General features: G+C 41.1%; 15 protein-coding genes. All 15 read right to left on the bottom strand.

Features of this window, described 5'->3' with window-relative positions:
• Positions 1-119 precede the first annotated feature (119 nt).
• The gene (locus HC965_RS17450; protein ID WP_191032656.1) at positions 120-2,474 is read right to left on the bottom strand and encodes a glycoside hydrolase family 3 N-terminal domain-containing protein; all 2,355 of its coding nucleotides are present in this window, start codon (positions 2,472-2,474) and stop codon (positions 120-122) included.
• Between the two features lie 98 nt (positions 2,475-2,572).
• Complete coding sequence (locus HC965_RS17445; RefSeq protein ID WP_191032655.1) at positions 2,573-3,781, bottom strand: DUF1735 and LamG domain-containing protein; 1,209 nt, start codon at positions 3,779-3,781, stop codon at positions 2,573-2,575.
• 13 nt (positions 3,782-3,794) lie between these two features.
• Positions 3,795-4,790, bottom strand: coding sequence for a BT_3987 domain-containing protein (locus HC965_RS17440; protein ID WP_191032654.1), 996 nt, complete (start codon positions 4,788-4,790; stop codon positions 3,795-3,797).
• 26 nt (positions 4,791-4,816) lie between these two features.
• Positions 4,817-5,815: a glycoside hydrolase family 18 gene (locus HC965_RS17435; RefSeq protein WP_191032653.1), complete on the bottom strand. Its 999-nt coding sequence runs from the start codon at positions 5,813-5,815 to the stop codon at positions 4,817-4,819.
• A 33-nt stretch (positions 5,816-5,848) separates the two neighbouring features.
• Positions 5,849-7,474, bottom strand: a complete 1,626-nt coding sequence (locus tag HC965_RS17430; protein WP_191032652.1) for a SusD/RagB family nutrient-binding outer membrane lipoprotein — start codon at positions 7,472-7,474, stop codon at positions 5,849-5,851.
• A 12-nt stretch (positions 7,475-7,486) separates the two neighbouring features.
• On the bottom strand, positions 7,487-10,849 hold the full coding sequence (locus HC965_RS17425; protein ID WP_191032651.1) for a SusC/RagA family TonB-linked outer membrane protein: 3,363 nt from the start codon (positions 10,847-10,849) through the stop codon (positions 7,487-7,489).
• Between the two features lie 183 nt (positions 10,850-11,032).
• The gene (locus tag HC965_RS17420) at positions 11,033-12,001 is read right to left on the bottom strand and encodes a FecR family protein (protein ID WP_191032650.1); all 969 of its coding nucleotides are present in this window, start codon (positions 11,999-12,001) and stop codon (positions 11,033-11,035) included.
• A 149-nt stretch (positions 12,002-12,150) separates the two neighbouring features.
• Positions 12,151-12,693, bottom strand: coding sequence for an RNA polymerase sigma-70 factor (locus tag HC965_RS17415; RefSeq protein WP_191032649.1), 543 nt, complete (start codon positions 12,691-12,693; stop codon positions 12,151-12,153).
• A 129-nt stretch (positions 12,694-12,822) separates the two neighbouring features.
• Positions 12,823-14,304, bottom strand: coding sequence for a DUF3943 domain-containing protein (locus tag HC965_RS17410; RefSeq protein ID WP_191032648.1), 1,482 nt, complete (start codon positions 14,302-14,304; stop codon positions 12,823-12,825).
• A 247-nt stretch (positions 14,305-14,551) separates the two neighbouring features.
• Entirely contained in the window at positions 14,552-15,688 is a 1,137-nt protein-coding gene (locus tag HC965_RS17405) for a DUF1735 and LamG domain-containing protein (protein WP_191032681.1), read from the bottom strand.
• A 35-nt stretch (positions 15,689-15,723) separates the two neighbouring features.
• Positions 15,724-16,848 (bottom strand): glycoside hydrolase family 18, encoded by a 1,125-nt coding sequence (locus HC965_RS17400; protein WP_191032647.1) that lies wholly within the window; start codon positions 16,846-16,848, stop codon positions 15,724-15,726.
• A 68-nt stretch (positions 16,849-16,916) separates the two neighbouring features.
• Complete coding sequence (locus HC965_RS17395; protein WP_191032646.1) at positions 16,917-18,572, bottom strand: SusD/RagB family nutrient-binding outer membrane lipoprotein; 1,656 nt, start codon at positions 18,570-18,572, stop codon at positions 16,917-16,919.
• Positions 18,573-18,587: 15 nt separating this feature from the next.
• On the bottom strand, positions 18,588-21,914 hold the full coding sequence (locus HC965_RS17390) for a TonB-dependent receptor (protein WP_191032645.1): 3,327 nt from the start codon (positions 21,912-21,914) through the stop codon (positions 18,588-18,590).
• A gap of 161 nt (positions 21,915-22,075) precedes the next feature.
• Positions 22,076-23,065 (bottom strand): FecR family protein, encoded by a 990-nt coding sequence (locus HC965_RS17385; protein ID WP_191032644.1) that lies wholly within the window; start codon positions 23,063-23,065, stop codon positions 22,076-22,078.
• Positions 23,066-23,126: 61 nt separating this feature from the next.
• On the bottom strand, positions 23,127-23,678 hold the full coding sequence (locus HC965_RS17380; RefSeq protein WP_191032643.1) for an RNA polymerase sigma-70 factor: 552 nt from the start codon (positions 23,676-23,678) through the stop codon (positions 23,127-23,129).
• Between the last annotated feature and the right edge of the window lie 133 nt (positions 23,679-23,811).

Genomic DNA, 23,811 nt, shown 5'->3' with positions numbered 1-23,811 from the left:
GATAAATCACAAAAAAGAGACAAAAAAGAAAAAAGTTAGAGGGTACCCTTTTCGGACACCCTCATCACGGTGAGAATACTTCACCCTATGAATGGGATTTTTCATTGATAATGAAAATCCTATTTCTTTTTTATTTCTACCTTCGTTTGCAGTCGAATATCATTGGAAGCTACTCCGATCATTACCTGAAAAATCCCCGGTTCCACTATTGTTTTTAGATTCCGGTCTACGAGTGCAAAATCACTTTCAGACAGGATAAACTTCACTTCTTTCTCTTCACCACGTTTTAAATGAAAGCGTTCAAAGTGTTTCAACTGCTTTAATGGTTGTACTACCGAAGCAAATTCATCTCTTAAATAGAGTTGAGCTACTTCTTCACCATCATAATTTCCTGTATTTTTAACTTTGAATGATACTTCGAAAGAATGAGGAGTTATTAATGACAGATGTAAATCCGAATATTCGAAAGTGGTATAGCTCAATCCATATCCAAACGAATAGAGTGGAGAAGCGGACGTTTCTACATAGTCGTGATTTTGAGGAGCTTTCTTATTATAATAAATAGGTATCTGACCTACCGAACGGGGAACTGTCAAGGGTAAACGTCCTGCCGGATTATAATCTCCAAACAGCACATCGGCAATAGCATTTCCTCCTTCTTGTCCCGGATAATAGGCAGTCAACAACGCATCGGCATTTTCAGAAGCCCAGTTCTTTTCTAACGGGCGACCTTCAATATAGACAACAACTAATGGTTTTCCCGTAGTTTTCAAAGCTGTTAATAACTCCTGTTGCTTTCCAAGCAAAGAAAGAGTAGCACGGTCAAAGCCTTCACCACATTCCATATCACTCAGCACTTTGCCATCGGCGATTGCTGCTCCTGTCTCTTTATAACTTGTTTTAAAGTCGCGTGCACTGGAGCCACCTACTACGGCTATTACGACTTCCGAACGTTGGGCGGCAGCAATAGCTTGCTCAATATCGTAAACAGTAGTATCACGGATGGCACATCCCTTTACGTATTCTACTTGTGAAGGAGATAATTTAGCCAACACCCCATCCAATACCGTTTTTACATTTCCATCTTCCTGCGGAGCTGTATAATCTCCCAACATATTATAAACATTGTCGGCATTAGGGCCGATAAGTGCAATTTTGCGAATATTCTTTTTTAATGGAAGTAATGAACGTTCATTCTTCAACAAAGTAATTGAAGCCTGCGCTACTTTCCGTGCCAAAGTAATATGTTCATTATTGCGTACTTCACTTCCTGCCTTTTTGGAATCAACATAAGGATTCTCAAATAATCCCATTTCAAACTTTAACTGAAGGACTCTGCTCACGGCCTCATCAAGCACTTCCTTAGTTATCTGCCCCTGGTTCACGGCATCAACGATATTCATATACGCATCACCACCCAAATCCACATCAACTCCGGCAGATAATGCCAAGACTGCCGCTTCCTTCATAGTGGAAGCTACAAAATGACTTTGATGGATACCTTCAATACTATACAAATCAGAAACTACGAATCCTTTGAATTTCCATTCATTCCGCAAGAGTTCAGTTAGTAAATAGCGGTTTGCAGTGCAAGGAATACCGTCCATTGAATTATAGGAAGTCATTACAGATAAAGCTCCGGCATCAATGGCTTGCCGGAACGGGGGAAGAAAGTTCTCGTGTAATTCGCGTATTCCTACGAAAGAGGGATTTCCATTCTGTCCGCTCTCTGATATTCCATAAGCCAGAAAATGCTTTAATGTAGCCAATGTACTGTATGGCTGGGACAAATTCCCACTTCCTAAACCTTCAACCATTGCTTTTCCTATCACACCAGTCAGCACAGGGTCTTCGCCAAATGTCTCTTCTACACGAGACCAGCGCGGGTCACGCGTAAGGTCAAGCACAGGGCCGTAGCTGATATGCCCGCCTTGAAGACGTATTTCTTTGCCAATCACCTCCCCTACTTCGTGAATAAGCCGAGGTGACCAAGTAGCAGCCATTCCGATTCCGGTAGGAAAGACAGTTGCACCAATTGCCATATGTCCATGCGGTGCTTCTTCTGCCAAAAACAGGGGGATTCCCAAACGGGTATTCTCTATTACATATTTCTGTAAGGCATTTCCTGCTTTGGCGGCTAATGCGGGATTCAGGCCGTTCGCTAATGTTTTCTTCGTCCAGGGGTCGGCACGGTAGGTTGCCCAAAGCATTCCGGCACTTCTTTCTTTAATAAGTTGCTTGAATTTTTCGGAAGGAATAACTTCGTTCTCTTGTATTTCGTACATCTCCCAACCCAAAGGACACAATAATTGGCCGACTTTCTCTTCTAAAGTCATTCGGGAAAGTAAATCCGCCGTTCTTTTTTCAACAGATAAAGCGGAATTTTTATAAGGTAAATCGGATGATTGCCGGGCAAACAGTGAAGAGGTTGCGCTTATCACTGTCATCAAGAAATATAAGTATGGTTTTATCATAGTGGACTATATCTTATATAAAAAGAAACATCCCATTTCACCATATGCAAAACAGGATGTCTCTCTCTGTGAATATTCTTATTTAATAGTTCTCCATTTTAGAACGGACACTTTTGGTTATTCACATATTGTATGGTTCCGTATGGCTGGGCATTATGGCCATGACCTGTCATGTCAAGCACACTGCCGTCGTCCTGCGTTTCACCATCAAAACGCCAATAAGAAACCAACCCTTCACTCGTCGGGTCAACGTAGCAGATACCATCTTCAAGTTCAGCTGTGGTACGAGCCACATTCCACACACGACATTCACTGACATAGCCGTCGAAGAAACGCGCATGACCGGCAGAACGGCCGATAGCAAATGTATCTTCCCAGGTATGACCATCATAAGCCATGCTCAAGTTTATTGTTCCACCATTTCTAGTTTCTACAAAGTGAATCTGCTCACCGTCTAAATAAAGACGTAGATACTGACCGTCATAAACAGCAGCAAAGTGCAGCCAATGTCCGGTTTCAAATTCTTTCTCTACCCATGATTCGTAGTGGTCTTTCTTATCCGGATGGGAAGCAGAGCCGATGGAGCCTTTCACGAATTGCAGTTTGTTAGTCGGGTTACCCGCACCGTCACCAAAACGGAAAAGGAAATTCTCTTCACAACCACACAACGAACTGATGCCACTTGCACTACTCGGAGTGCTTGGGAAAGATACCGGAAGTACTTTCATTTCCAGCGTCATTTGTCCGAGAGCTTTCACAGGGCTATCTTCCGCACCGAAAGATGGAATATCGAAGCAACCCCTGCGAGCCAAATAGGCGGCTTTTACAGTAATTACTTTCGTAAGCATCACATACGCGGTACGTGAGGTTTCCAGAACTCTCAAATCTCCCCCGTCTACAGAAGTGATGGACACCGGCAGGCAATAGGAAACACCTTCTTGTAACTTGTCGGAGTTTGCACTCACTTTAATTTGTGAAGATTGAGACTTTCCTGCATCAATAGTCACCTCGGTTCCATCTATCGTGTAACTACCTTCAGGGGGTAATTGACAATTACGACCGGTAGATGCATTAAATGCATCAATCTGTTCGGGAGCCGGTTTCAAGGCGACCTTAATATCCGTATCGGCTTTAGTGGTCGAAGTTACCGTAAGACCGATACTCGACTGACCATCCACGAGGAATCGAATATTAGATGAAGTCAACGTTCCTGTCATATAGAGTGCGTCGCCAAAATCCGGTCCTTCCTTGCACCCTGTCGTACAGAGCAGCAAAGCAAACAAAGATAATAATGTATATTTTCTCATAACGTTCTATAGATTATTTTGCGTAAATATTAAAATCACCACATTGGAAAGTTGCACGTGAGTAGGTACTTGACGGAGCAGGTACAGTTATTCTGATATACTGTGCCGTAACAGGAGCGTAAAACACTTGAACGATATTCGTATTGGAAAGTATTCCCACCTCTTGCCAATTTGTTCCGTCACTTCCGACTTCTATTTTACTCCTGTTTGTCCAACTTCCATATGTATAATAACCGTAATATAAATAGGATGCTGTTATTCCATCAAAAGTGTAGGGTTTACCTAAGTTTATGATAACCGGAAGTTCCTGTCCGGTAGAAACTGCACGGCCATACCAATATGCACTACCATCGCTGAACATGTCTCCCGACTGCCCGGAATAACTTGTACCGTCAGCTACAATCGCTGTCCACGTACTCCGGTCACCGACCAATGTACCCGTCACATTATCTTCAGCCGGGTCATCATAGATATTATCAGTATCTGCTTTCACATTTACAATGACATAAGTTATAGATCTGCTTTCGACAAGCTTACACTCTTTCCCCTCTACCGATGTTATTCTGAGGGGAATCACATAGCCTTTTTCATTACGCAGTTCACTCATAGCTTCGTTTGTCATGACGTTCAACGTATCAGCTCCCACAAATCCTCCCTGTTCAAATCTGACAACCGAATTGGCAAGCATCAATGCGGACACCGAAATTTCTGCATATTCCGTATTATTCTCTTCATTATAGGTTGCGACTAATGAATTGTCCACTTCCACTTTTGCCGTAAAAGGAGATGTCACTCTATGATTGCAATACAGAGGTAATTTGAAGTCCAATGTACTTATACTGGATACCGGAGTATGAACAAACGTAAATGTACCGCCATTACTTTGGAGATATACATGATTATATGGGTCGCCAGTGAAGTCGTAAGTCTCTTCGTCACTGCATGCCGTAAAGTTCATGACGCAGAGAGCCAGCATACTTGTATAAAATATATTCTTTATATTCTTCATTTCTATTCTTTAATTAAAGTGATTAATTAACGAATCGCCGGATTCTGAATCTGAATACACTCGCGGAAACGTTTGTACGGATACGGGTTATTCGGATGTACGTTATAATCGCGATGGATAAAGAAAGCTCCGAAACCGCCTTTCTTTCCATTGGTGGGTTTATAACGCGCTTGCGTATACATGGTACTCATATCTCCCTGCCAGTTATCACCCATATTGCAGCAGTATACTACTTTTTCACTAGGCCACGAACCGGAGCCTGTTCCGCCACTGTAAGCCTGCCAAAAACAATAATTGCTGTAAGGAGCCAGTTCCACCATAGAAGTACTGGTCTGGTCGATATTCAACAGTTTTTTCGTATCGGTCACACCGGGTCCATAACGTTCCTGGATGAGTGCAAGACGTTCTTCTTCAGTAATGTCGGGGTTAGGTCCCATATACTTGGCCAAGTGTTTGTAGAAGTGGACAAAATAACTGCCACTCAGAAAGTCTCCTTCCGGTTCATAGTCAGCGTCAAAGCCGTCGAGGTCATTCTCGAATACCTGGTCCAAAAAGTATTCGGCATACATCTCAATGGCCCGGTTGATAGCCGCCGTCCTCTCTTCGCCGGACGGCATTGCTTTCGCTTCATTATATGCTTTCTTAAAATCATGGTCGTCCGTTTCAGCATCAATACGTGTGATTGCTACTGCCAGCATCTTAGTGCCTTTCACCTTCTGAACAAACCGGATTTCTTCCCATATGTCTGTATTTTCCTTTGCAGGGATACCACCCCACATAGAGCAGATATCGAGGCTATCGGGCAATCCCATAAAGCGCACTGCCATAGAGTTCTGCGCTCCGTACTGGGCAAACCATCCGAAAGAAACAGGGTGATCACTCGCCTTATAGTCACGCAAATTCTGATAATATAAATCGTCGTAGGTATAGGGGTGCTGGATAAATCTTGATTCAATATCCGTATCGCACGAAGCTATCAGTCCGCCTATCGCTACAAGAACTAATAGATATTTGATTGTTTTCATAATCAGATTAATAATTTATTATTAAACTTGTTGTTATCTCCTCACATCCCACCAAAGTCTTGTTCCGGCAATGTCTCCACCAGTACCCAACAACGACACAGCGGCTTGTGTGTTCTCACTGTTATCGGAGTACTCCGTCGTCGGGAACTTCAGACGGCTGATAAGTTCATTGCTCGCAACTTCCGTAGCATTATTATAAGAATTGATTCTCACAAAGCCGGGATAACCGGTACGGCGCATTTCGCTCCAGGCTTCTTGCCCGTCAGGATAGAGGGCAATCCACTTCTGAAGCATGATGCGTTCCAGTTTCTTCTCCGGAGTCGCGCTTTCTTCCCAAGCAATGGTCATCTGGGAAAGTGAACTGGCTACATTCGTTCCGCGATTTGTATTCGGGTCGGTATACGTAGAAAGTGGCAAACTCACCGCATCGGCAATATAAGTATTTATATCTCCCTCTTTGACAACACCTTTTGATGCCAAAGAAGTACGTATGCCTTGCTCATAATAGCTCTGCACTGTTCCTGTCCCTATATTCAATCTCAGTTTCGCTTCAGCAAGCAGAAAATAAGCTTCTGCCGCATTCATCCATTGCATAGGATCGTCATCTTCGAAATTAAGACCGGAAGCAGCCTCTTTGTAAGCGTCTTTTGAAATATTGGTCATACCGTTTCTTACTCCATGGTATTTGTCATCCTTTGTTGCCGGACGGAAATATTTGGATAAACGCGGATCGTTGTAGCCATTCAGATAGCAATCCATGGTTGCACCCATACGCATATCCTCGAAGCTTTCACTAACTTCCCACAACGGATTGATGAACGAGAAAGAACTTGTCTGACTCAAAATTGCGGAGTCGTCGGCGGTAGTCATCAAACCGGAACTATGGTTCACCGCCGCAGTAGCCTCCGTCACAGCTTTAGCCTCATCCACAAAAGAGATGCGCATAGCCAAACGCAAACGGAGTGTGTTAGCGAATTTGATCCATTTACCTACATTGCCGCTGTATATGTAATCATATTGCTCCATATATTTGGATGAGTTTGTATTATTATAAGCTGTCAACACGTTAATAGCATCATCCAACTCCTCGAAAAACTGGTAATATACATCCTTCTGGCTATCGTAAGCAACCTGAATGGAAGTACCGAATTTGCTGTAAGGAATAGGCCCGTACATATCAGTAATACGACTCATACCCAAAACTTTCACTACTGTGGCCATTGCTCTTGCCGGAGAGCCCTCATCCGTTTCATCAACAATCGTTTTCCACGGTTGCATGACATTGGTATAGGCATCATTGAAAGGAGCGTTGTACCAATCACGGTAAAGTGCATAATGGTCATTGTGATAAGTGGTGTAGCTATATGTATTGATATTGGCTATGTAACTGGCGAATATATCACCTGTCAGCATCTCTGTAATCTGATACCTGCCGCCCAATCCAATACCATCCGCGCCCTTACCTATAATAAACACGCCTCTTTCCATTTGAGTGAAGTACGCTCCTGTGTTCAGGTTGTCTTGCGTCATTTGTTCACGCGTAACTTCATTAGGATTGATATTCCATTTTTCAAACTGACCGGTACAGGAGGTAAAAAGCAGATTTCCCGCCAAAAACGTACCGCTGATAATTTTTGTATATTTCAATATCTGTTTCATCTTAGAAATTCTTTAGAAGTTAAGTTTAACAGAGAAACCAAGATTGCGCAAGCTCGGTTGCATAAAGTAGTCCATACCACTAAAGTGAGTGCCTGTACTGGCCGTCAACTCCGGATCGTAAGGAGCCTTGCAATAGAGCATAAAGAGGTTGCGTCCGGTAAATGCCACATTCATTCCCTTGACCCAGGGAATCACCTTTGTGACAGGAACATCATAGCCTAAAGTAAGCTCGGCAAGACGAACGTTAGTGGCACTGTACACATACATAGAACCGGCTCCCGTTCCTACCGTCTGATAATATTTCTGGGCAGCAGGAACTAAATAACCATTAATCATGACACCACCGGCATCACGGGCATCGGCCGTGGCCTTCGACGTGCCGTAAGAGTCCATCAGGGCTTGGGTCATAGATACACCTATACCGCCTACACGGGCATTTATCAGGAAGCCAAGTGTCAAGCCTTTCCAACTAAAAGAGTTGCGCCACCCCATAGTGTATCTGGCTTGCGAATTACCTGCATAAATCCACCCATCGCCTTTTTCACCGGCTTTGTCATCAATGGCTACCGTATTGTTCACATAGTCTACATCAATGTATCCGTGCGCATCGGTACGCAACGCCGTCACATAAAGGTCGCCAATAGAACCGCCTTCAAACAAGCGAGTCTTTACATTACCGATACCTGCCAAGTCCAACATATCCTGCTCTACTGTCATTCCGTCAGGAAGTGTAGTAGGACGCAAAAGTTTCTTAATCTTGTTACGGTTGATGGTATAAGTAAATGTAGAGTTCCACTGCACAGGTCCGAGAGCCTGGTTCAGTGACAAACTTGCTTCAATACCTTTATTGTCTACGCGACCTCCATTGATATAAATCGAAGAGTATCCCGATGAGGACGGAAGTGACGGGTTGAACAACTGATTATAGGTAGATGTCTTATAAAAAGATACGTTCAAAATCAATTTATCCTCCCAGAAATGTGATTGCAAGCCGACTTCCCATGCCTTCGTACGTTCGGGTTTGATATCCGTATTGGGATACGTGGTAGTGGTAGAAGGTGTGCCCGACTGGTAAGGATATGTTTGGTAAGCGATATATCGTGTGGGAGCATTACCTACTTCACTATAAGAACCACGCAGTTTTAAAAATGTCAGCACATTATTCTTAATGGGTAACAAATCTGTTAGAATAGCAGATAAACCCACTGAAGGATAAGCCACAGACTTCGTTTCAGTCCAAGCCAAAGCAGACGACCAGTCGACACGTCCTGTCACATCAAGATAGAGTTTACTCTGCCAGCCCAATTGAGCAGTAGCAAAGATTGACTGTGTCTGGGCATGGTATCCATCCTGGTCAAATTCTGCGGTTGTCTGATTGAGATTTTTCAAGGTGAAGCTGTTTGCCACAGAATTGAGATTACCACCCACGCTATAATATTTATAGTCAATATCCTGAATACTGGTACCTACTGCAGCCGTCAGAGAGAAATCACCGAAGTATTTGTCTATACTCAACATCACATCACCATAAAGTTGGCGTGTAGATGCATCAGCCTTATGATAAGCACCATATTGTTGCGCAAAAATCGCATCTGTGGAAGCCGAATATTTTTTTTCATTGATAGCGGAAGTGTAGTCCATCTTGGCACGCGCACTAAGACTTATTCCCTTTGCAATGTCATAACTCAAACCACCGCTGACAAGGAAACGATTTTTATGATTGACGAATTTATCACGGTTGGTGATCCAGTAAGGATTTTGCATACCAAGCCCCATATTACCCCATGGCCAATACTGTGTTTTGAAACCACGACTTTCGTTATACATTTCGAACAACTGATAGGTTTCGAGACTATAGCTCGGCGACATCAGGTAAGTAGATACGATGGGATTGAAGTATTGACCTTGAGAAACCATGTTCTGTTCACGAACATTCATATAGGTAGCATTGAGGTCAAGACGCAGCTTATTATCCAACAGACTGGTAGTATTGCGGATGGTAAAATTATAACGGTCGAGTGAATTATTCTGTACAATACCTTCCGCATTGGTGGCAGCCATGGAAAGGAATGTCTGATTTTTCTCATTACCGTTACTGATGGTCAACGAGTTTGTCTCATTCCAACCCGTCTGATAGAAGTCCAATGGGTCGTAACTGCTCGGCTGAGCCAATTTCTGTCCCCAGCTTTGCAACGCACCATTAGCAGCACCATATGTGTTCTGAAATTCCGGAGTAAGAAATGGATTATAGAATGAGGTATTGTTGGCATAGCTGACACGCAATTTGTCCTTCGTTCCTTTTTTGGTGGTTATCATAATGACACCATTCGCTGCGTCACTACCGTAAAGAGCGGAAGCAGCGGCACCACTAAGTACCGACATACTTTCAATGTCTTCGGGATTAATCATGGAAGCGCCATCACCCGACTGTCCCATACCTGTAAAATGATCCTTGGGTTGAGTTGTTTCCAACGAAGGCATAGGGATACCATCTATAACATACAGGGCATTATTATTTCCCGAGAGAGACTTCGCGCCACGCATCACAACCTTGGCTCCGCCACCGATACCGGACGAACTGGTATTAATAGCAACACCGGCAATCTTGCCGGACAGGCCACTTATGAAATTGACATCTTTTACGCCTACGATCTCATTGGCAGAAATCTCCTGTACGTTATATGAAAGAGCTTTCGCCTCTTTCCGGATGCCAAGAGCAGTAACAACGACTTCGGTCAGTTCTTGTGTGTCATCTTCCAAAGTGATGTTCAATGTACTTCCGGTTACGGAAGCTTCTTTTGATAGATAGCCCACGTAAGAGAATACAAGTACCGGAGATGCTGTCCGTGTGGTGAGCTTATAATTTCCGTCAATGTCGGTTATAGTACCGTTATTAGTGCCCTTCTCCATAATAGAGACGCCAATAAGCGGATCGCCACTCTTATCTTTCACTGTACCTGCGACAGTGATCGTTTTTTGTTGTACAACTTTCATTTCTTTAGCCGTCAGTACGATTTTATTATCCAATATTTTATATTCGATATTCGTACCTGCAAAGACCTGCTCCAACACCTGAAAAATATTTTTCTCGGAAGCTGAAACCGATACCCGGCGATTGAGATTAAGATTCTTGCTGTTTATAAAAAAGCTGAATCCGGATTCACGTTCGATCTTGTGCAGCGCTTCTTCTATGGTACAATCGTTGACCCGTAAAGTGATAGAAGTTTTTTGTGCATATCCGTCTGACGCATATGCTAGTCCGGCTGAACAGATAAGGAGTATAAATAGTAATTTCATAGCCAATGATATTTCTTTTAAGGTTCGTCTAAGCGACTTTAATCCTCCAAGAAATTGGACGATACAATAATTTTGCATAGATTTGTAACGAGTTTAATTAGAAAATTGGTAGTTATACTTGTCTGGAAACAAGTAGGTTCACAATTACTGATGCTCATACGGGAAGATACGGCCAATATCGTCCCGTATTTTTTTGTTTTTTAGGGATCTTTGTTTTTCATGGCAATAAGTTTTTGGGATTAAGGTTTTTATCTTTTAGTACTAAATAAATATTTCTATTTTCATCTTCTCTTTATTACCCTGTGCACTATTCAGATAATGCCAACGTACTTTTGAAGAGGCTTTTATGAAGTTAAGAATTTGTTCCAGGCTTTTGCTGGTGAATGTACCGGAGAATGAGTCATCGTGGGGAACATTCTCCTTAATCACAAATTCTACATCATATCTGTCTGCCAAAATCTCCAGAGCATCTCGCAAGGATGTTTGCCTGAAAATGATTTTACCATCTTTCCAAGCCAATTCCCATTCACCGGAAGTGGTATGGAGTTCTGTCCTTCCATTCTGAGAATAATAAATCAGTTTCTGCCCGGGAGCCATCGAAATATATTGTGGGTATTGACTGGCATTATTGAACTCGAAATTGACTTTTCCTTCAATTAGTGTTGTAGTAACCTCGTCATCTTCCTTGTATGCTCTTACATTAAATTGAGTTCCCACAACGTTAATGGCTGATTGGTGGGCTGTCGAAACTATAAATTGTTTCTTGGGGTCTTTTTGAACATCGAAAAAGGCTTCTCCATCGAGTGCTACATTACGTGTTTCGGAAGAAAAATGATTCGGGAAAGTCAATGTACTTTTTCCATTTACCCATACTGTCGTTCCGTCTGCAAGTGTTACCAGTGTACGCTGTCCGGCTGGCACATATACTGTCTGCATTTCTATATCTTCGTTTTGAAGGGCTTGCATTGCAACATAGCTTAGTCCAAAAGCTATAACGAACATTGCCGCAATCCGCAATATTTTTTGTACGACAGGGCGCAATGAAAGGGTTTTCTTCGTTTTCTTATAGAGTTCATCCGTATCTTGCCAGATGAATGCATCGTAACTCTTACGAAGAGAGATGAATTCCTTTAGATTGGCTGCATCCGCATCAATCCAAGTGGCAACTTCTTCTTTCTCCTGCTGAGATGCTTTGCCGGAAATGTATTTTAATAGTAACTTCTGATTCATATAATGAGTATTTTAAACGTAAGAACAATAGGATTATATTCACCCTTTCATTAAGAATACCACTCACTAAAGATTTTCCCTAGTAAGAAATATACTTTTTTTGTTTTTATTGAAGAAATAGTAGAAAAGAAGGGCTATTTCTATCTTCTTCAGATGAAGAAAAACAGGAATGGGGCGTATTCTTTTAAATTGTCGCGTAGCATTTTGACTGCTCTGGTGAGATGATATTCTACTCCTTTCACACTAATTCCAAGCTCTTCGGCTATTTCTTTATGAGATTTTCCGTCGAGTCGGTCGCGTATAAAAGCAATACGGGTTTTCTCCGGCATGCTTTCCAATAATGTGTTTACTTTTTCCCGAAATTCTCCTGATAGGATTTCTTTGGGGTCACAAGCCTCTAATGTTGAGATACGAATTTCCAATTCGCGCTGTCCTTTGTCAAGCAGTGTTTGAAAAACGTTCTCTTGTGCTTGGATATGTTTTAGATAATTGAGTGATTTACTGCGGATATAGGTAATTAGTATGGCTTCAATACTAGGGATTTCTCTTTCTTTGCTTAGTTCCCATAAGTGTATGATAGCCTCTGATACAATATCTTCTGCTACTAAGTCATTATGGACATAGGACAAGGTAAATAGGAAAGCCTTCCTATAGTATGTAGTATAAATCGAATTGAAGTTTATTTGAGCCATCCCAATATGTCCATAAGTATTAAACGACTGCAAAGAAATGTATTTTACTTAGAATATAAAACTTTTCGGAGATAAATTAAATATAACTAAATTATCTTTTGCCCATAAATGAGACTAAGAAACGGGCTATCATAGTTTACAAGTCAGCATAAGCCGCCCTTCGGAGGTACTTGAAAATACATTATCATAATGTTTGTATTGGGTACGACGGGTATAATTCATATAATCTCCGGTCAGATATAAGCCTTTTCTCAATTTAATATCCATTCGCAGACCGGTTGCATGAAGAATTGCTTTGGAATGATCTCCCTGTGCATTCAGGGTTTTCGGATCATAATGTTCCCAGTCTATATCTTTGGGATAGCCTTTCCAGGTGAACATATGGTAGACGTCATAAGTAGTGGATATTGAGAACTTATCTTTTTTATAGATGAAGTTAAAGCCGACTTTTGTGCTATAACCGCTTGCCAGGTTATAATTACGCTCTTCTACCCTGTAATAATCACTAAGCGCACCGCCAAGAAGGATAGCATTGATATGTGCATAACCATCTATATCCCATCGTTTCATTCGTTTATTCTTATAAATCAATCCACCTCCGAAAGAAGCGGGCGTACAAAACTTATAGGGTATTTTTGCAGAGACGCTCGATATCGTATCCGAATCATAGTAATCAAAATGTTGGTAAAGCCCTAAACTTAGATAATCTTTCCGATTGTCAATCAATTCTTTACCGGCCAGACGGCCGACTATATTTAATTGCCCCAATATCGGTTGCGCAGTTTGGATGTTCAGTTTAGCTTTTACAGAGAAGTAATCGTAAGGTTTCCTGCTATCCGCATCAAAACGGTCTCCATATTCTACATCTATTTCCGATGCAAAACCGACTCCCTTATCAAAAATTTCATCTTCCAACTCAAGTGCCCGTACCCCTGCGGAAATATCTACGCTCACATCAGGAACTCCAAATTGCTTACCGGAAGTCCGGCGTTTTCGCCAGGCATCTCCGTTAATGACACGGGTAAGTCCACGCATTGGAGAGACGACGAACGCAGCAAATTCCAATCCAAAACGGGATGCTCCAGTTTTACGGTCGTCAAGGATTAAATCGGATGTCCGGTAGAGAACTTCTCCCAAAGCCATTCCACCAATAGGTGTCGCTATAATGTCATTGGTGGACGGATATTCGTTTTCCATAAACATCTCCCACATGAAACTTCCACCAAAGGCATAGAGCCCGGATTGCCAATAATTATATCCGTTTGACCGTGCTGAATTAAAATACAGACTGCCATGATAAGGATGCATAAACATATTTGTACCCATCGCATCATTGTCCCAAACGAAGCCATGTTTGATATTGGCTTTAATGGTATGTAGGTCGATATAGGCAAAATCTGCTTTTCGAATATAACGGTCGAATGCCCACACGCCCATATTAATGCCAAATGCCATTGTCGCCGCCCGCAGTCCCCGTTTTTGTGAATAGAAGGCAATATCAAGGGAGTCCGCCATTTTAGGAGTAGCTACCTGTTGCCGGATAGCAAGTTGCGGATAGGCTAGTTCGATATATATCAAAGATATAAAAAGTATAGACAATAACTTCTTCATAGCGCAAACATAGATAAAAAGTTCGAGTTTGAGACTTTCTATTCCTGTATCGGACAATCTTGTTCTTTTTTAGACCAATTCGAAGAACTAGGCGGAATCTCTTTGATATAATGATATAAACATATAGTTGAAATGAAAATAGAAAAACCTGCGAACAAGTATTTAGCTTGATTCGCAGGTTTCCCGTTCATTCTTACCTAAAAAACTAATCCTAGTTTATTCAAGTTTAATTGTTATTTTATACCCATTAATTGATAGCTATCGGAGTATCCAGTGTCTCAATTCTGATTCCACTAGTTGTACCACTCATACGACCGGTAGCATCTTTTATAGCTCCGCCTTCTTGTGTTTCCGAACCATCCAGTTTATAATAAAGTTCCAAACCCTCCGATGCCGGATCAACGCCCAACATATTCTGCTTAAGCTGATTTTCAGTACGGGCTACACTCCAAACACGGATTTCACTCATTTTGCCGTTCAACGGACGTGTTCCCCACTGGAAGCCCGGAAGCATACCGATATTAAAACCAACATCTGAATTCGGGTCGAAGCCGGCAAGATTCCAGTTGGACTCAGCCCATTTCGAGCCATTGACATAAATAGCAGTTTTGCCCGAAGGTTGATCATAAGTCAAAGCTACATGATACCAACGCCCTGCTTTCAACGCTTCCTTTGTTTGATAACCCTGCTTACCTGCTACTTCCAAAACATCTCTAGGAACACCTGGCGCATCACCTAAACGCAATATCACCACACCCTCAGTTCCCATAATCGTATTATTATTAGAGAAGCTGTTAACATAGATCAATGTTTCGTAAGTAAACGATGAAAAATAAGTCCCTACAGGGTATTTCACAGAAATGTACGAATAACTAAATCTACCAACCTTGGTAATCTTTATAGGTTTAGAAAGAAAATAATACGCAATACTAGTTCCTGAGAGTGTAGGTACGGAATTTGAATGTACACGCACCGGCACAACATAGGATTTTCCTTCTTTCAGCGTACTCAAGCTGGAAAGTTCTACCGTTACATTATCCGCATACAATTTTCCACTGGGGATACTTGCTGTCGTATTACTCAGTTTCACATTCGATGGGTCGAACATCTCGTATGTAGTTCCATATTTCGCATTATATTCATCTACCACACTAGCATCGGCTATTGTATACGATACATCCACCGGTGAAGAAGTCATAGTAGACAACCTTGAAGTCAAGCTAAAATTCAACACATCACTTTCGTCTTCCATCGGAAGGTTGAACTCTCGACTTTCGAAATAGACTTTAGGTTCCAGCAGTTTACTCTCACTGTCGTTGCAAGCGCCCGCCAATAATGCTATGCTTCCCAATATTAAATAATTGAATATATGTTTATTCATAATTCTTCAGTTTTACTAATTTACAAATCTACCTATTCTTATTCAGGCTTGTTTTCTGCCTCATTTTGTTTATCTTTCCATTCATTAAAGACCTGTTGGTTTATCTGAATGGCTTGACGCATATATTTGTAATCAGGAGCATTATCATAGTCTTTCTCAAAACGATATGCCCCTATTCCACCTTTAAAACTTTTTGACGGCATATGAGCAGCTTGTTCTAGCAATTTACCACCGGGGCGACCACCTTCAGCGGCATACAATTCGAAATCTGCCGTACAGATGATTTTCTTGGGGTCAACACCGTAACCTTCAAGATTAGGATGAGAGGAATTATAACTCTGAATAATCCAATAATCAACATACTCATCTAACTCACGAGTAAGACCACCGATGCCACCATCGATACAAATCATCTTGTGCCCCTTACCTTCAGGATCGCTCTTCGGACCAATGTAATTATTCATCTCCTTAACCAAGTGAATCAGATGTTCATTGCTACTCAATGTTCCATCCATATCAAACACACCGCTTCCAATTTCCCAGTCAACGTCATAGCCATCCCATTCGTTTGCGTACAAAGAATCGCAAAGAGCTTTGGCAAACTTGCCCAAACATTCATAATGATTGTCACTGCCAAACTGACCTTCGAATCCCCAAAACTTCCAACGAGCCTGTTTTCTCGCCTCATCCAATTTTGACTCACTCCAGCCCTCATCTTCCGCTTGCTTTTCTACTTCGAGATAAACAGACCCCGGCGTTGCTCCTTTACCAAGATACGAAAGTAAACTCACTTGCAGCAACTTCGTACCTTTCACTTTTTGTACAAACTCTTTATCCGCTTTTTGCTCGGGAGTAATCTCGTAGCGTCCGGGAGTACCACTCCACATAGAAACGAAGTCCATACTATCCGGCATAGAAGTCAGATATCCTTTTCGATAGGCTCCGGCAGGCGACCAATTGGAAAACCATCCGAAAGCTACGGGGCGTCCGTAGTTCCAAGCTGTTGCCTTGTAGGCACGCAGGTTGGCAAAATATTCACTATCGCCCATCGTATTATAACCTCCGATATGCTCCACTTCCATGTTCTCCACCTCTGTACAGGAAGTTGTTACCATCAAGCCTGTCAGAGAAAAGAGATATAATAGTTTTCTTAATGTTTTCATATTTATTTATGTATTAAGATATTGTTTTAGTTTAAGTTTCCCGTACGGAAAAAGTCCGTCCGGTGTTATCAGTTTTTCTTAGCCCACCAAAGGTCAGTACCAGCATTATCTGCTCCACCCAATTTTCGTACAGCATCTTGATAAATTTCCTGAGACTGGTCTGTTCCATTAAAACTGACAGGATAAGCCATACGACGCATGCCCCTACTTTCATTTATCTGGCCGGAATTGTGATTACCATTCGCCACAATGGGGTTCAACTTGGGATATCCGGTCCGCCTGAATTCTGTCCACGCTTCCTGTCCATTAGGATAAAGAGCAATATACTTCTGGGTGATAATCTTCTCCAATTTTTGCTCTTGTGTTCCCTCAAACTTGGCAGTAGCTTGGGTAGGAGCTGCAAAGTCAAAACCAAATTTATTACTAGAAACTTTATTTGCAGCAGGCTTTTTGCCGGAACTCACGTAGTTGTCTACCGATCCTGTCACGCCATTTTCCTGAAATGAAGTTTCTATCCCCTGTTTATAGAGTGCTTCAGGTTCTCCTTTTCCATATTCCGTTCCCCAATATAAAGCAGCTTCGGCCCGCAGGAAGTAGACTTCGGAAGCACGCATCCAGTTCAGTGGTGTATCTCCCTTGATGTTTGGCTTGGAATAATAGTAATAACTATCATACTCCGTGCTCGATGCATCCGACCGGGTATTAGAATGACCAAGAGGGACAGCCTGATATTTCTTACCATCAAATGCTGTTACTGCAACCGTACAAGAACTATTAGCAGGCTGGCAATATGCGCTCAGACGAGGGTCTTCATATCCCATCAAATAAGCAAGTATAGAGGTACCTACACGTGCGTCATTGTAGTTATCTGCTATCCAAAACATCGGATTCCGAAGAACGATTCCCGCTCCTGCACCAGCACCAGCCGCATCACCAGCTTCCGTCATTACGCCAATGGAATGATTTACCGCCAGTTTGACGTACTCTTTTGCCAGTTCAGGCTTAACAGAACGAAGACGCATAGCCAAGCGAAGCATCAGTGAATTGGCATATTTCACCCATTTGGTGGCATCACCTTCATACACCAAGTCATAATCAGCCATCACCTTCACACCGCTAACTGCTTTCGGAGTCAATTCTTCTACTGCTTTTGCCAAATCTTTCAGCATTTCCGTATAAACTGTTTCCTCCGAGTCAAAAGGAACATTTATAGTTTCCTTTCCGGCAGCTGTATAAGGAATCGGACCAAAGCTCTCCAGCACCTTATGCCATCCTGAGATTTTCAAAATCTGCGCCAAAGCTGCGACCTCAGGAGTATCGTTTTCCTTAGCAGAAGCTGTCAGTTTCTTCCAGGGATCAAGCAAGTTAGTATAAGAATTGGAAAAGGTTGCCGCAACCCAACTATCAACTATCACATAATTCAAGTGGCAGTTTCCACCTTGAAATGTATTGTTTATTCCAATAAAACCACTCCAAGCATCAGCTGACAGGTTATAGGCAATCTGATATGCGTTAACCGGATCTGTATCGTCAGCCTGCGTTCCTGTAGGAAATACAGACTTTTGCATTGCTGTGACAAGTCCTCCCATAGCAATACCATCCATAGTACCCTCTTCATCAGTCATCTCGAATGGATTGGTATTAATCTCTTCATAATTGCACGATGCTAGTGCCAAAATGGCAAAAGCAGCAGCAAAAAGTTTATATTGATATATTTTTTTCATAATATAATGAGTCTGTTAAAGTTTAAATTTCACTCCGAAACCGAAACTACGTACGCTCGGCCGCATAAAGTAATCATTTCCTTGTCCATAAGTTGATGTAGACGGAGTCAGTTCTGGGTCGAACGGAGCTTTACAATATAACATCCATGGATTGTTTGCGATAAATGAGAGAGTTACATCTCTCAATACATTACCAAACCATTTGTTAGGCATAGTGTAGCTGAATGTGAGCTCCTGCAAACGCACGTTGGTTGCGCTATATGTGTAGTAGCCCGAAGTCTGATAGTTACCTGTACCAATCATTTGGTAGTATGTTTTAGCATCCACCCGTGCTTGTCCCGGGAACAGTGCACCTCCCAAATCACGCGCTTCAGCTGTACGTTGGGATACTCCAAAGCGGTCGAGGATAGCTTCTGTAGATGATGTTACAACCCCACCAAAACGTCCGTTAATCAAGAAGCCGAGTCCAAATCCTTTATAAGAAATAGTGTTGTTCCACCCCATATTAAAGTCGGGAGCAGTCTTGCCTAAGTATACCGGATCACCATCCTCCATTTCATACTTCCCGTCACTACTTACAGATACATAACCCTGGCTGTCTTTCTTGAAAAAGCGAGTAGCATAAATGTCGTGAATACTTCCGCCTTCTTTCAGAATAGTACGTCCGTTATCTTTCAGTACTTGTGGAATATTGATAGGAGTTTCCATCAAGTCAGTATGATAGTTCTCTACCATTTCTTTGATCTCGTTGGTATTTTTCGAAAAAGTCAGCGTAGAAGAAACAGAGAGTCCATTTTTGAAATGGTCACTATAACCGAATGATGCCTCCCAACCTCTGTTCTCCACATTACCTGCTTGCAGATAGATAGATTTATAACCTGTAGATTCCGGCAAGTTTCCCAAGAAAGTCTGGTTATAAGTGTTCGACTTATAATAAGTCACTTCCGCATTAAATTTACTCCACAGACGCAGGCTCACACCAAATTCATACGACTTGGTACGCTCGGCTTTGAAGTCTGAAAAAGGATAGATACCCGTAGGATTTAAATTACCACCTATAATAGGAGTAGTAATTGTTCCCGGAGTCAATCCCGAACGTGATACCGGAGCACCTACTTCGGTATATGAACCGCGTACTTTCAGATAAGAAAGAAAATCGGGAAGTTTTACCATCTCAGAAATGATTGCAGAAAGCCCGACAGAAGGATAAAAAAATGATTTCTCATCAGTGTTGACCAATCTTGAGTTCCAATCGTTTCGTCCCGTCAAGGTAAGATAAAGCATGCTTCTCCAACCTAGTTCCACATTGCCGAAAATGGCATGATTACGTACGCGACTGTCACCTCCCTTTTCTGAAATACGGCCATTCGACGGGTCAATGTTTGAAGTAGCAAACTTGTTGGGAACACCCAGCAACGTTCCTTTATATCCTCTTTGCAATAGCCAGTAATTGGAATAGTTCCACCCTAAATTGGCAGAGATGCTGAAATCCTGAATATTCTTGTTGATATTCAACATTGCATCAGCATATTCCTGACGATCGTTATAATTGATATATTCATAGTGTCCCTTCTTACCTTCGGCAAAGACTTGATCGGAAGAAGCATAAATCTTACGTTCAAACAATACATACGTGTCGTCCATACGGTAACGGGCTGCGATATTCATCCAGTCGGTAATCTTATAAGTCAACCCCACATTGAACATATAACGGCTTTTCTCATTGGTCGATACATTACGGTTGGCCGTCCAATAAGGGTTTTGTGAAGCATAAGTCGCATCTGAAACCGGCCAGTACTGTACCGGAAACTTACGGCTGTCATCAAAACGTTCGAAAGTCTTAATATCTCCAAAGTTTTCACCCCTCGGGAAGAGATAAGCAGCCACAATTGGATTCCAGTATAGTCCCTGCGAAACCATATTTGTATCGTCCTGTTTAATATACGATGCACCCAAGTCGAGTTGTAACTTATCATTAAGGAAAGTCGACGTATTCCGGATAGTTAAGTTCAAACGATTGTAGCTGTTATTTGGAACGATACCTTTAGAGTTTGTAGAAGAGAACGAAGCAAAAGTCTGGTTTTTCTCCGTACCTGTAGTCAACGTCACCGAGTTGATGAAATTTGTACCGGTATTAAAAAAATCATCTTTCGGATCATAGTTCGACGGAGTAGGTAGCTTTTCACCCCAACTTTCGTAAGAATCCTTTTTATTTCCATAAGTATTCTGAAATTCAGGTGTCATATAAGCCTTACTGAATTCTGAAGAAGAAGAGAACTGTACGGAAAGTTTTCCTTCTTTACCTTTCTTGGTTGTAACCAAGATAACACCATTAGCAGCACTACTACCATAAAGAGCAGCAGCTGATGGACCACTCAATACAGAAATACTTTCAATATCCTCAGGATTAAAGTCAGCGATACCTTCTGTACCAGCCTTTCCTTCCCCCATAATACCACTGTCTGTGTTGCCCATATTGGTATTGAACAAAGGAATACCATCTACCACATATAGAGCATTGTTATCCCCTTCGATAGATTTTGCACCACGCATTACAACACGAGCTGCACCTCCGACACCTGTAGCACTTTTATTAATAGTTACACCAGCTATCTTACCATTCAAAGAATTTACAAAGTTCGCGTCTTTCACAGTAGTCAGTTCATCTCCCTTAATCTGCTGTACATTATAGGATAAAGCCTTTTCAGCACGCTTGATACCCAGTGCCGTAACAACAACTTCATCCAGGACTTCAGCATCCTGCTTCATGGTAATTGGATAAAAATCTTTCTTCGATACAGTAATCATTTGCGTGGTATATCCTATATAAGATACTTTCAATTTGGAATTGTCCGCTGCTTTTATGGCAAATTTCCCATCAAAATCTGTGATTGTACCTGTAGAACTGCCATCGACAGTTACATTTACCCCAATCAACGGTTCGCCATTCTCGTCAATAACCTTTCCTTTGATATCTTTTACAGCTTGTGTAACTACAGGTTTCTTTTCTGTAATTATAATATAATTACCTTGAATTTGATAGGCGAAGCCTGTTCCTTTTAAGATTGCATCCAGTGCTGTCGACACCGGTACATTTTGCAAATTAAGATTTGCAATTTCTTTTCCTTTCAATTCGGAATCACTATAATTTATAGACATTTTCGACTGTTTTTCTACAGTTTTCAAAGCGTCAATAACAGTGATATTCTTCTGCTGGATAGTAATTTTATTACCACTTTGAGCAAAAGCAAGGGTAGATGTTAGTAATAATAGACTTAAAAAAGTGAGAAAGCCTCGCTTTTGAGCTATTTGTTCTGCTATTTTTTCGTAGATTTGTAGCATCTTTAGTATTAGTTAATTGGTTAATTATTCTAGGATCATTCAGAATAGCGTCCATACACGCTAATATTAAGGAGAACTGATTTCACATCCGGAGGGAACGGGCATTCCTTCCGGATACTTTTTCACATAGTATTTTAATTTAAATAGGTTTTACAATAGGTTTATTTTTTATTCGTTACATAACATTTATTTCCTTTAATAACATAGTCAACATCTCCCACTACCTGTGATACAATCTCCATTACTTCCTCAAGATTTGCTTGTTTTTGGAAACGGAAACTATAGGTATTTTTCTTCATACTATGAAGGCTATATACAAAGGCATAAGGAAATTTTCGCTCAAGATTTGTAAATATATCCTCCAAATGCATATTACTAAAGATCAATTCCCCGCGTTGCCATGCTGTCACATCATCAATTTCAGGCAATCGCAGATTGTGTTCTTTAGTATGCTTGTTATATATTAATTGTTCATTAGGCTTTAAAATAACATTAGATATCAAATTATTGAATTCTACTTTCACACTACCTTCCAGCAAGGTGGCAATTAGCTCATTACTTTCCGGATAAGCATTTACATTAAATTCAGTTCCTAAGGCTGTGACTTGATAATCGTTCGCTTTTACAATAAAAGGGTGCTTTTTATCCGGTTTCACTTTAAAATTAGCCTCTCCAATTAAATATACACTCCTGGTTTCTCCTGTAAACTGTTCCGGGTATAATAAGGTACTTTTTGAGTTCAGCATAACATGTGTGCCATCAGGCAGCGTAAGTTCATGAATTTCTGCCGTTGGTATATAGCATTCTACCAAATCTTTCACCGGGCTATCTTTTTCCAATATCAGATAAACAGAAACAGACGACACTGCTAACAAAAGAATAGCTGCTGCTCTCCATATAAGTAACTGATAACTTTTTCTATTGGAAGTAGCAGGTTGTATTCCTACATTCTGCTGCATTTTTCGTATTGATTGCTGCATCCCATCAGGAACTTCTTGTTCCCCAGCTTGCCTCCAAAGCATACGGAGTGCCTCACTCTTTTCATCAACATGCTCTTCATCAGCCAACCATTGTTGCACTTTCTTTCGTGTACCGGCTGAATAATCATTATGCCCGAATAATTCTACGAGTTGTTGAATATAATTTTTCATGAATCTTTTTCTTTCTTTTTTTGGCTTTATATACTAAATACAACTACTGCGCACAGACTACTTAAAAATATTTGAGAAAAAAAATAAATAAGAGAAGTATCTTCTTCAATTCTATCAATGCCAAATAGACCTGATGTTCTATTGTACGGATAGAAACGTCGAGCTTATCAGCTATTTCTTTATGACTTAATCCTCTAAAACGGCTAAGTTCGAATATTAATTTCCGACGCTTCGGCATTTTCTCCAAGGTCAACTGAACAATCATCAGCATCTCCTTATAATACACATTATTCAAAATTTCTTCTTTTTCAGTCAATTCATAAAGAAATGTTTTTTCAATAACTTCATCCTGATATTCCTGTTCTATTTGTTGATGTTTAAAAATATTCAGAACTATATTCCGAGTCATTATAAAAATATAATTATCCAACTCTTTGTCATTATCCAGCCAGATTTCAGGTTGTAACCAGAGCTTACAGAAAACATCTTGAGCTACATCTTCTGCTTCAATCTCTGATTTAAGCAGCATTTGAGCAAAGTTCTTTACTTTTGGAAAGTTCTCAGTAAAAAACTTCTGAAATTTTAATTCGATCTGCTTGTCGTTATTTTCCATCTCTCTAGTATTTTCAGTGTTAACAGTAAAATCAAATACTCCAATATATGGATAAAGGAATGAATCCTTAATATAATATTACATTTCAAGTCATAATCTAAAAGCAAAATAAAAGATTAATAACACAATAAAA

The sequence above is a fragment of the Bacteroides sp. GM023 genome (genome assembly GCF_014750685.1).
Lineage (GTDB): Bacteria > Bacteroidota > Bacteroidia > Bacteroidales > Bacteroidaceae > Bacteroides.
Note: the sequence above shows the minus strand (reverse complement) of the source record. Positions and strands in the feature narration are given on the sequence as shown.